The organism is Candidatus Thiosymbion oneisti, assembly GCF_900092655.1.
GTDB classification, from domain to species: Bacteria; Pseudomonadota; Gammaproteobacteria; order Chromatiales; family Chromatiaceae; genus Thiosymbion; species Thiosymbion oneisti.
The window spans coordinates 1-10756 of record NZ_FLUY01001296.1 but is presented as its reverse complement, the minus strand read 5'-3'; the positions used below and the strand labels follow the sequence as shown (position 1 = coordinate 10756).

The following is a 10756-nucleotide window of genomic DNA, read 5'->3' as shown; positions in this document are numbered from 1 at the left end:
TGGCAGACGATCAGCGAGCCTTGGTGCGTCGAACGCAACACGTCAAACCCTGTCCCGACGCAGGAGGGATCTTTTCCTTCCGGACAACGCCAAATAATTCAGGGTTGCTAGCGGGCGCGAATGCTATCATGGGCCGGTACTGGATGGAGGCATCTTGACCATGCGCTTGCAGGTGTTCCATCCGTTCGGTGGCTACTCTTAAGCATTCGGAGCGTCCACAAACGGCCGGTCCGGTGCGCCGCCGAGGACCAGCGCGATGTAGGCAAGTCTCTTACAGGAGCGGTTCATCTCGGGCCCGAATACCCGAAGAAGATATCGCAAAAATAACAAGCTCTTAAAGAGAAGTTTTTTCTTCAATGGACTGTCGACTCATGGAGCCAGCAGTATGGCTATCGGGCCGGCGGAGCGGAAAATTGACTCCCAACAAACCGAAGATCAGCCGGGACGGTTCACCGCACTCCAGGCAAACCGCGCGGAAACCCTGCGGGAGTGTGTACAGAATGCGCTGACACATTACCTCAGGAACCTCGACGGATACGAAGTCAAGGATTTACACCGGATGGTCATGGGCGAGGTCGAGCTTCCCCTGATCGAAACCCTGCTCGATTACACCCAGGGCAATCAAACCCGGGTCGCACGGTTGCTCGGCATCAGTCGCAGCACCTTGCGCAAGAAAATGGCGTATCACGGGATACGTCGGGACACCTAAAGACGGCCTTCAGGGTCTCCGGCCGACACCGGACGATTTCAAGCGGCTTTCGATATGCACCCCATACGACGTGCACTGATCAGTGTATCCGACAAGACCGGTGTCTTGGACTTCGCCCGCAGCCTGGCGGCGCAGGGCATCCAGCTCCTATCGACCGGCGGGACCGCCCGCCTCCTGACCGACAACGCAATCCCGGTGCTGGAGATAGCGGCCTACACGGGATTCCCGGAGCTGATGGGGGGGCGCGTCAAGACCCTGCACCCACGGATCCACGGCGGCATCCTAGGCCGGCGGGGTATCGACGACCTGGTGATGCGGGAGAACGAGATCAAACCCATCGATCTGGTGGTGGTCAATCTCTATCCCTTCGAGCAGGCAGTGGCCGACCCGGACTGCGACCTGTCCACGGCCATCGAGAACATCGATATCGGCGGCCCTACCCTGCTCCGTGCCGCGGCCAAGAACCACATGGCAGTGACCGTGGTGGTGGACGCGGCCGACTACTCGCTGGTTTTGGCGGAGATGGAGGGACACGGTGGCGCCGTGAGCGATGCCACCCGATTTGATCTGGCGGTCAAGGCCTTCGAGCACACGGCCCGCTATGACGGTGCCATCGCCGACTACTTAGGAGGGTTGGTCGGCGCAGCGGACAGAGGCGACTTCCCGCGTACCCTGAACCTGCAGTTCCAGCACCGGCAGGCCCTGCGCTACGGCGAGAATCCACACCAGAAGGCAGCCTTCTTCGTCGAGCGGAACTTGAGCGGGGTGAGCCTTGCCACGGCACGCCAGCTCCAGGGCAAGGCACTGTCCTATAACAACATCGCCGATACGGACGCGGCCCTGGAATGCGTCAAGCAGTTCGACGAAACACCGGCGTGCGTCATCGTCAAGCACGCCAACCCCTGTGGTGTCGCCCTGAGGACCAACCTGTCGGAGGCCTACGAGCGAGCCTTTACGACCGACCCGGAATCCGCGTTCGGGGGCATCATCGCCTTCAACCGTGAGCTGGACGAGGCGACGGCGCGGGCCATCGTGGAGCGCCAGTTCGTCGAGGTCATCATCGCACCGAAGGTCGAGCCCACCGCCGCTGAGGCCATCGGCGCGAAGCAGAACGTGCGTCTGCTCGAGTGCGGAAGCTGGACCAGCGGGGATAACCAACGCACCGAATTTAAGCGCGTCAACGGCGGGCTATTGGTCCAGGAAGCGGATCTGGCCTTGACCCACAAGCTCGAGGTGGTTACCAAGCGCGGACCCACGGACCGGGAGCTGGAAGACTTACTCTTTACCTGGCGCGTTGCCAAGTACGTCAAGTCAAACGCCATCGTCTACGGGCGTGGGGGCATGACCGTCGGCGTTGGGGCGGGGCAGATGAGCCGCGTAAACTCGGCGCGCATCGCCACGATTAAGGCCGAGCAGGCAGGCCTCGCGGTGGCCGGCTCGGTGATGGCCTCCGACGCCTTCTTTCCCTTCCGCGACGGTATCGACCAAGCCGCGGCAGCGGGTATCGGCGCCGTCATCCAGCCCGGCGGCTCCGTGCGCGACCAGGAAGTCATCGCCGCCGCGGATGAGCACGGCATGGCCATGGTCTTCACTGGTATGCGCCATTTCCGGCATTGACGGTGGCCGCCGGAACGCCCGACTAACCTGAGTCGACTGTTTTTTGCCGCCAATGAACGCAAATAGACGCAAATTAAAATTACTTCTTATTTGCGTCTATTTGCGTTCATTGGCGGCTGAATTTTTCGACGGGCTCTCAAACAGGCAGTATGCATCCCGCAGGCAGGCGGCAGTCGCAGCGACCATGGGCATCCATCCCACCGCCATCATCGAGAGCGGCGCCCAACTCCACCCGTCCGTCCAGGTAGGGGCCTATTCCATCATCGAGCGCGGGGCCGTCATCGGGCCGGGCTGTGTCATCGAGAGCTGCGTGCGCATCTATGGTGCCACCCGCATGGGTCGTGACAACCGCATCGGTCACGGTGCCACCATCGGCGCGGAGCCTCAGGATCTCGGATACAGGCCGGAGCTGAGCAAACCCCTGACCATCGGGGATTGCAATCACTTCAAGGAAGGCGTAAACATCAGCCGCGGCATCAAGACGAATCAAGGTACCCGGATCGGAGACCACAATTTCCTGATGGCCTATGCCCACATCGGGCACGACTGCACCGTGGGCGACTATAACATCTTCGCCAATACCGCCACGCTGGCCGGCCACGCGGAAGTCGAGAACCAGGTGTTCCTGTCCGGCCAAACGGCCGTCCACCAGTTCTGCCGGATCGGCGCCGTTTCTATGATCGCCGGCGTAACCGGCGTACCCCAGGACGTGCCCCCTTTCGTGATCGCCGACGGCCACCGGGCCAGGATCATCGGCCTGAACCTGGTCGGACTACGTCGCAACGGCTACACCCAAGCGCAGCGTAGTACCATCAAGGCCGTCTACCGCGTCATCTTCCGTTCGGGACTACGTCAAGCCGCGGCCCTTGCGAAGGCCGAGCGGGACTATCCTTCCCCCCAGACACGCCAAATCGCGCGCTTCATCGAATCCAGTCGCAGAGGGGTGATCTCGTTTGCCTAAATCCTTTATGCTTGCATTTTCCAACATCGATTTTTTCCGCACGATGCCTACTCAGACCGCTGCAACCGACAGCTTCACCGTAGCTGGCGAGACCTACAGCTCGCGCCTGTTGGTCGGAACCGGCAAGTACAAGGATATGGACGAGACGCGCCGCGCCGTCGAGGCCAGCGGTGCCGAGATCGTCACCATCGCCGTCCGCCGCACCAATATCGGCCAAACCCCCGGTGAGCCGAACATCCTCGAGGTACTGCCGCCGGAGCGTTATACCATCCTGCCGAACACCGCCGGCTGCTTCGACGCCGAGACGGCGATACGCGCCTGCCGCCTGGCGCGGGAGCTGCTGGATGGCCACAATCTATGCAAGCTGGAGGTGCTGGGGGACGAGAAGACCCTGTTCCCGGACATGGTCGCCACCCTCCAGGCCACGGAGGTGCTGGTCAAGGACGGCTTCGACGTCATGGTCTACACCAACGACGATCCCATTATGGCCAAACGCCTGGAAGAGCTGGGCTGCGTGGCCGTGATGCCGCTCGCCGCCCCCATCGGTTCCGGGCTTGGAATCCGCAATCGGCTCAATATCCTGACCATTGTAGAGAACGCCCAGGTACCTATCCTGGTGGATGCGGGCGTGGGAACGGCCTCGGACGCCGCGGTGGCCATGGAGCTGGGCTGCGACGGTGTACTCATGAACACGGCCATCGCCGCCGCCAAGGACCCGGTGCTGATGGCCAGTGCTATGCGCAAGGCCATTGAGGCCGGGCGCGAGGCCTTCCTGGCCGGGCGCATGGCGCCGAAACGCTTCGCCTCCGCCTCGTCGCCGCTGGAAGGACTGTTTTTCTGACGCGACGGACTGCAGGAGCGACGCAAGGGGCTGGTTGCGCATTGCGTCGTTCCATGCATAGATTAGGGTCCTGCTTGCTACGAATGCCGGTGGTGGACAGGGAAGGCGGCGCCCGACGCCCCGAGCGGCATGAACGAGCCTCTGCCCCAGCATCGCCCTATCCGCAGTTTTGTGCTGCGTAGGGGTCGCCTCACGCTGGCCCAGGCGCGTGCTTACGACGCACTCTGGCCCCGCTTCGGGATCGCCTGGAAGCCGGGCGAGCCCCTCGACCTCCCGGCGCTGTTTGGCAACTCGAACCCGGTCTATCTGGAGATCGGCTTCGGCAACGGCGAGTCGCTCGCCGAGTTGGCGTCGCGTCACCCGCAACGCAACTACCTCGGCATCGAGGTCCACCGTCCGGGCGTGGGGCACCTGCTGCTTGAAATCGAAAGGCGCGGACTTACCAACCTGCGCGTCTGCCGTCACGACGCCGTCGAGGTCCTAGAGCAGGGCCTCGCACGGGCCAGTCTGGCCGGCGTCTATCTCTTTTTCCCGGACCCCTGGCCCAAACAGCGGCACCACAAACGGCGTATCCTTCAGTCCCGGCTCCTGGCCTCCCTGGCCCGGGTCATCCGGCCCGATGGCATATTTCACGCCGCCACCGATTGGGAGCCCTACGCGCGGCAGATGCTGGCGCTGCTCACCAACGCGGATGATTTGTTCGTGAACCTTGCCGGTCCCGGGGCCTTCCATCCGCGCCCGCAAACGCGGCCCTTGACCAGGTTCGAACAACGCGGGGCGCGTCTTGGGCATCAAGTGCGGGATCTGATCTTCCGCCGCCGCTGACCCGCATATCCTTCAGGATTGCTCGGACCGGCCTGATGCATATCTCCGTCGTCGTACCTACCTTTAACCGTGCCCACACCCTCCCTCGGGCGCTGGATTCGATCCTCCGCCAGAGCCTGCCTGCGACTGAAATCATCGTCGTGGACGACGGCTCCCAAGACGATACCGGGGGTCTGATCCGGCGTCGCTACCCGCAGGTCCGTTACCTGCGGCAGCCGAACGGCGGCGTGAGCAGCGCCCGCAACCGAGGTATCAGCGCAGCGAACGGGGACTGGATCGCCCTTCTCGACTCCGACGATGCCTGGTTGCCCGACAAGCTGGCGGCGCAACGTGCAGCCCTTGGCGAACACCCGGACATCCGGCTCTGCCATACCCAGGAGATCTGGATCCGCCACGGACGCCAGGTGAACCAGATGGACAAGCACGCCAAATCCGGCGGCTACATCTTCCGGGCCTGTCTGCCCCGATGCGTTATCTCCCCCTCCGCCACCCTCCTGCATCGCTCACTCTTCGACGAACTGGGCATCTTCGATGAGGATCTGCCCGCTTGCGAGGACTATGACCTCTGGCTACGCATCTGTGCCACGGAGCCGGTCGCCTTCGTCCCGGTGCCCCAGATCCGCAAGTACGGCGGTCACGTGGATCAACTGTCGCGCAAACACTGGGGGATGGACCGCTTTCGCATCCGGGCACTGGAGAAGATCATCGGCTTGGGTCGGCTGGATGCGGGGGATCGGGCCGCCGCCTGTGCCATGCTCGTTCGGAAGGCGGGGATCCTCGCCGCCGGGGCCCGCAAACGCGGGCATACCGCACGAGCCGCCTATTACGAAGCCAAACAACAAGCATTTGGATGATTACCTATTCCCTTAGAATATAACCACCTAAGAGTAGTGGTTTTACGCTATTATCGGGTAGTGCCAATGCAATCGATTTATTTCCCCAACTACATTGGAGATATCGGAAGCTCCGAGGTGGGGAAAAACCTGGCCATACACTACGAATTGAGGCTAGTGAGATACTATCTTCGAGCTTCCAAGTCTCTCCGATATGCAAACCGACTGCGCGGGCGACATCCTTGAAGTAGGCGTTGAAATCTTCGGCCTCGATACCGCATAGGAGTCGATTCCTTTCCCAAAAGGAACGTGGTTCATCCTGCTCTACTCGATCAAGAATAAACATGCCAATAATTGACTGGATCGGGCTCGTAGCATACAAAACGGTTAACGTGCCTTGGGGTGCTCGGGGTCGCACTCTCCTAAGTTCCACCTTCTTATGTCCATCAATAATCAATTGCGCAAATGCTGGACGAACGGACAGCCACAATGCTTGGTTCTCCACAGGCACAGGACTCATAATGCGCCCCTATGATATATATCATTGAATGCACCCGAGGGAATTCGAAGCGGAGACTGAAATTGATTCCGTTGCATACCCCAACGTTCTAATATGATTTGAGCTTCATCGAAGCTGATAGGATTATTGAATCGCTCGGAATAAGAGAACAGTAATGCCATTACCTGATCGTCGTTGCGGTTTTTAGTAAGATTCTGTACATCTCTCCATGAGTACACTCCAAATCTCCGAAACCGTGAAAAAAGAGATTTCGCCGAATCAATGATAACTTCATCCAGGTACGAACAGCCGCGAATCGCCTTCGCACCCTGATATTGATGTGACTGCTTGACGTACCATAGAATCCTTCCAGGAGCATTGATGCCGCACTGGCGGGCTGAGCGATAGTAGGCATTGGTTTTCCGGAATATAAGCTCTGGCTTTGCTTTAAAGATTCCCTGTACCGCCAGATCATCGTCGAATAGCTGAGCAGCCCACACACTTTCTATGGGGACAATGTAGCAGGGAAGCGAGATGTCCTTGACTTTGAGAGGTCTAAGCAGCTTTTCTGCTTGCGATATGGTAAGATCATCGCTCTCGCGAGAGAATATGTCTGAAAGCTGTTGAACGAAATCGGTTAAACCAGGAATAGTTCCTTTGATAGATACTGTCGCCTCCCGAATAAGATCACTGATCATTTGTTTCTCAACGATCCCTTGAATGCTTAACTTAAGTTTAAGAGATTTATCGCCAACTAAGGCAAAACCCATATCATTGTACATTTCGGCTACGGCGGGACTAAAGTTATCATCATCGATGACACACAAATTGGTACTACGCCTGACAGATTCAAGTATGGCCTCCTCAAGTAATTGGCATGCCAACGTCTTTGCATCTCGTCCCTTGCTGACTCTGCAGATACGAAGAAATGCATTGGATAAATCCTGCAAGTCGAGACCGAGTAGCGCGATCGGCTGCCCTTGTTGGTTACGAATAACACGGACAAAAGAGTTTTGAGGGTTTGCCAACAAATTGGTAAGGGTTGATTGAAATTGCTGTCGCTTTTCCCCAGCTTCATAGTTAAGGAAATATTCCTGCATTTCCTGGATCTTAATCTCAGTACCAGGATCACTGGTATAATAGGAACCTCTAAGCAAAGCTGGTCGATACTCCACTTCTCTCAATAATGAGTCTATTCGTGTGACGAACTCTGCAGGTGTGAGGACTGAGAGGCCTAACACTTCCGTTTGATCCAATGCGATTTGAAGTAATTCCTGATCCTGTGTGACGAAAAAATCAGCGGCACCGGATGCCGCACGCGCAAGCTGCCGCCGGTCCGAGGCAATACTTTGATTTAATGCTCTGCCAAGGTTCTTTTCCAAAACGTCCATTATGCGGGAAAACTCTGAATCGTCTGTTGGAAGCTCCGAAAACATCCTCTGTGCAAGATTCCGTTGATGCTCACGCTCTTCTGGATTCTCGCAACGGGCGATTTCATTCAGGAGCTCGGTGGTCACCGTGTATCGCACTTCCGGTAATATCCAATCTGCCGACATAGCGGCAATCTCGTCATCACCTTCACGGGATTCATCAATGAAATTGAAAAATACGCTCGCATCGAGCGCCACGGTCGGCCTCACATCGTTTTCCCGTCTGTCGATGACACTCAGCAGGTCGGAATGCCCGTGGTCGAACCACCAATAATTCAGAATCGTTATCCCAATTCCACGACCTTGACGTTCTTTTCGATAGACGAATCCCAATCGTGGCCACATCTTTGTTGCCGGAAAATCGCGTCTGCACCAAAGTCCAATCCCCCGCCTGGATGCCGTGCGATGCTTCAGTGCATCGACCAGACGTTCCGCAACACCAGCTCTGCGAACTTTCGGGTCCACACAAAGATGAGTTAATGCAATTCGGTTGTAGCTAGGCACTTCGCGGTATAATAAATAGCCTAGACATTTCTCAGGATCTCTGGAATCAATAGCAACGAGAATGGTTCCCTTTTCAGCATAATCTTCGAAGGCACCCATCGGAAATGGACCGAGTGTGCTACGATTCTTCCCCCACAGCGACTTAACTTGCTCAAGGAGATTTTTGTGTCCACCGATCTCTTTAATATCCACCATTACAGGTTCCTGATGAGAGCGTTTTTTCAGTTATCTACTGCCCGCTTGTTATTGTAGGTCGGGATGTGGAAGAAAGAGCTTAAGAATCACGCGAATCCGAGCGATTCGTAGTTTTTCCTCTTGCTTGCTGACCGATTACGCTCGACTCGATGGCATCGGACTTACCCCCCTTCCTCCGCCCACTGCTCCGGGGTAAAAGTTTTGATGGACAAGGCATGGAGCTCGCCGCTCTCGATCTGGGGCCGAACGGTAGTCATGACCAGGCGTTGCCTTTGGATAGGGAGCTTGCCCACGAAGCGGTCGCTGACCACCACCGCCTCGAAATGGCTGCCGTCGCCGGTCACCTCGACCCGCGCGCCGGGCATGCCGTTTCGTATCAGTGTCGCAACTGCCTCTGTTTCCATTATCTCCCCCTTTCTCAACGATTTTGCCCGACGCTGCGGTGATACGCATCAAATCTCCCGGGTCGCCAGAAACCGAATCTCCGGCCACCGCTCCTGGGTGAGATTCAGGTTGACCCGGGTCGGAGCCAGATAGACGAGCTGCCCGGTCCCGTCCTCCGCCAGGTTCTCGTAGGTCTTGTCCCGAAACCGCACGAGCAGGTCTTCATCCCCGCAATCGACCCACCTGGCGGTCCGGACCCTTACCGGCTCCACAATTGCCTCCACGCCATACTCGTCCTTGAGTCGATAGGCAGCCACGTCGAACTGGAGCACCCCCACGGCCCCCAGGATCATGTCATTGTTCTTGAGCGGTCGAAACACCTGGGTGGCACCTTCCTCGCTGAGCTGGAGCACACCCTTGTGCAGGGCCTTCATACGCAGGGGGTCCTTGAGCACCAGGCGGCGGAACAACTCCGGGGCAAAGAAGGGGATACCCCCGTACTTCAAATCCTCCCCTTCGGTAAAGGTATCCCCGACCTGGATGGTCCCATGGTTGTGCAGACCGATGATGTCGCCGGGCCAGGCCTCCTCGACATGGCGGCGCTCGTCCGCCTGAAAGGTGATGGCATCGGCTACCTGGACCCACCTGCCGGTACGCACGTGGCGCAGCTTCATCCCCTTCCTGTAACTACCGGAGCAGACCCGCAGGAAGGCAATGCGATCGCGATGGGCCGGGTCCATGTTGGCCTGGATCTTGAAAACAAAGCCGGTGAACTTCTCCTCGGAGGGCGCGACCTCCCGCTGCAGGGCTACTCTGGGCCGGGGCGGCGGTGCGTACCCGACGCAGGCGTCGAGCAGCTCCTTGACCCCGAAGTTGTTGATGGCCGAGCCGAAAAAGACGGGGGTCTGGTTCCCCGCCCGATAGGCCTCCGGCTCCAGCGGGTGGCTCGCCCCCTGAATCAGCGCCAGCTCCTCGCGCAACTCCGCGGCCTGATCTCCCAACCACTCGTCCATGCGTGGATTGTCGATCCCCGCGATGACCTCGCCGGCGGTGATCTTGCCGCCGTGACGGGCGCTGAACAGGTGGGTCCGATCCGTTCGCAGATCATAGACGCCCAGGAACCGCTTGCCGATGCCGATGGGCCAGGTCACGGGAGCACACTGGATCTTCAGCACCTGCTCGATCTCGTCCAGGATCTCGAGGGCGTCCCGGCCCTCCCGGTCGAGCTTGTTGACAAAGGTGAGGATGGGGGTATCCCGCAGCCGGCACACCTCCATGAGCTTGATGGTGCGTTCCTCCACGCCCTTGGCCACATCGATCACCATCAGGGCGGAGTCCACGGCCGTGAGGGTGCGGTAGGTATCTTCGGAGAAATCCTCGTGGCCCGGCGTATCCAGCAGGTTGACGGTGGCCTCACCGTAGGGGAATTGCATCACCGAAGAGGTCACCGAGATGCCGCGTTGCTTCTCCAACGCCATCCAGTCGGAAGTCGCATGGCGCGCGGCCTTGCGGCCCTTGACGGTACCCGCCAGCTGGATGGCACCGCCGAAGAGCAGTAGCTTCTCCGTCAGGGTCGTCTTACCCGCGTCCGGGTGGGAAATGATGGCAAAGGTACGCCGCTTGGACAGTTGCGCTTCGAGACGGGTCATAGGACAGCTGAACCTCCGGGAAAGGATGCGGATTGTACCCTATCCCGTCGCCCATGGATTTTGCGGAAAGCAAGGGGCGTCTGTCTCGTGCCCGGGATCAGGATCTGGAGGAGAGGCTGAACGGGGTATGCTCAATATGTAGTGGTCGTGTAATTCTCCTATTCGGAAAAGAGAAGGGTTCGGCAGGAAATTCGTCACTACACATTAAGCACTACCCTGAACGGTTATATATGATAGGGTCTAGATAACTTTAGCCTCTGCAACCGCATGCTAAGGTTATGTTATGCAAGGGAAAAACAGGTATTTCAG

10 protein-coding genes are annotated in these 10756 nt (G+C 58.5%); 6 read left to right on the top strand and 4 right to left on the bottom strand.

Annotation, left to right across the window (positions count from 1 at the left end; translation table 11 throughout):
* Window positions 1-385: 385 nt before the first annotated feature.
* From BQ17_RS13485 to BQ17_RS13460, 6 genes are all read left to right on the top strand, one after another.
* The gene (locus BQ17_RS13485) at window positions 386-709 is read left to right on the top strand and encodes a helix-turn-helix domain-containing protein (RefSeq protein WP_089727905.1); all 324 of its coding nucleotides are present in this window, start codon (window positions 386-388) and stop codon (window positions 707-709) included.
* 54 nt (window positions 710-763) lie between these two features.
* Window positions 764-2326, top strand: coding sequence for a bifunctional phosphoribosylaminoimidazolecarboxamide formyltransferase/IMP cyclohydrolase (purH, locus tag BQ17_RS13480; RefSeq protein WP_089727903.1), 1563 nt, complete (start codon window positions 764-766; stop codon window positions 2324-2326).
* Between the two features lie 184 nt (window positions 2327-2510).
* Entirely contained in the window at window positions 2511-3287 is a 777-nt protein-coding gene (gene lpxA / locus BQ17_RS13475) for an acyl-ACP--UDP-N-acetylglucosamine O-acyltransferase (RefSeq protein WP_089727901.1), read from the top strand.
* Window positions 3288-3330: 43 nt separating this feature from the next.
* Window positions 3331-4128, top strand: coding sequence for a thiazole synthase (locus BQ17_RS13470; protein ID WP_089727907.1), 798 nt, complete (start codon window positions 3331-3333; stop codon window positions 4126-4128).
* A gap of 129 nt (window positions 4129-4257) precedes the next feature.
* Entirely contained in the window at window positions 4258-4953 is a 696-nt protein-coding gene (gene trmB / locus BQ17_RS13465; RefSeq protein WP_089727899.1) for a tRNA (guanosine(46)-N7)-methyltransferase TrmB, read from the top strand.
* A 35-nt stretch (window positions 4954-4988) separates the two neighbouring features.
* Window positions 4989-5807 (top strand): glycosyltransferase family 2 protein, encoded by an 819-nt coding sequence (locus BQ17_RS13460; protein WP_089727897.1) that lies wholly within the window; start codon window positions 4989-4991, stop codon window positions 5805-5807.
* 4 nt (window positions 5808-5811) lie between these two features.
* Here BQ17_RS13460 and BQ17_RS24235 read toward each other — a convergent pair whose 3' ends face one another.
* From BQ17_RS24235 to BQ17_RS13440, 4 genes are all read right to left on the bottom strand, one after another.
* Entirely contained in the window at window positions 5812-6306 is a 495-nt protein-coding gene (locus tag BQ17_RS24235) for an ASCH domain-containing protein (RefSeq protein ID WP_089727895.1), read from the bottom strand.
* Window positions 6303-8414 (bottom strand): GNAT family N-acetyltransferase, encoded by a 2112-nt coding sequence (locus BQ17_RS13450; RefSeq protein ID WP_089727893.1) that lies wholly within the window; start codon window positions 8412-8414, stop codon window positions 6303-6305. Before BQ17_RS13450 ends, BQ17_RS24235 begins: the two co-directional genes overlap by 4 nt.
* Before the next feature lie 161 nt (window positions 8415-8575).
* Window positions 8576-8818: a BolA family protein gene (locus BQ17_RS13445; protein WP_089727889.1), complete on the bottom strand. Its 243-nt coding sequence runs from the start codon at window positions 8816-8818 to the stop codon at window positions 8576-8578.
* Window positions 8819-8866: 48 nt separating this feature from the next.
* A complete protein-coding gene (locus BQ17_RS13440; protein ID WP_089727887.1) occupies window positions 8867-10447 on the bottom strand; it encodes a peptide chain release factor 3 in 1581 nt (526 codons plus the stop codon).
* Window positions 10448-10756 lie beyond the last annotated feature (309 nt).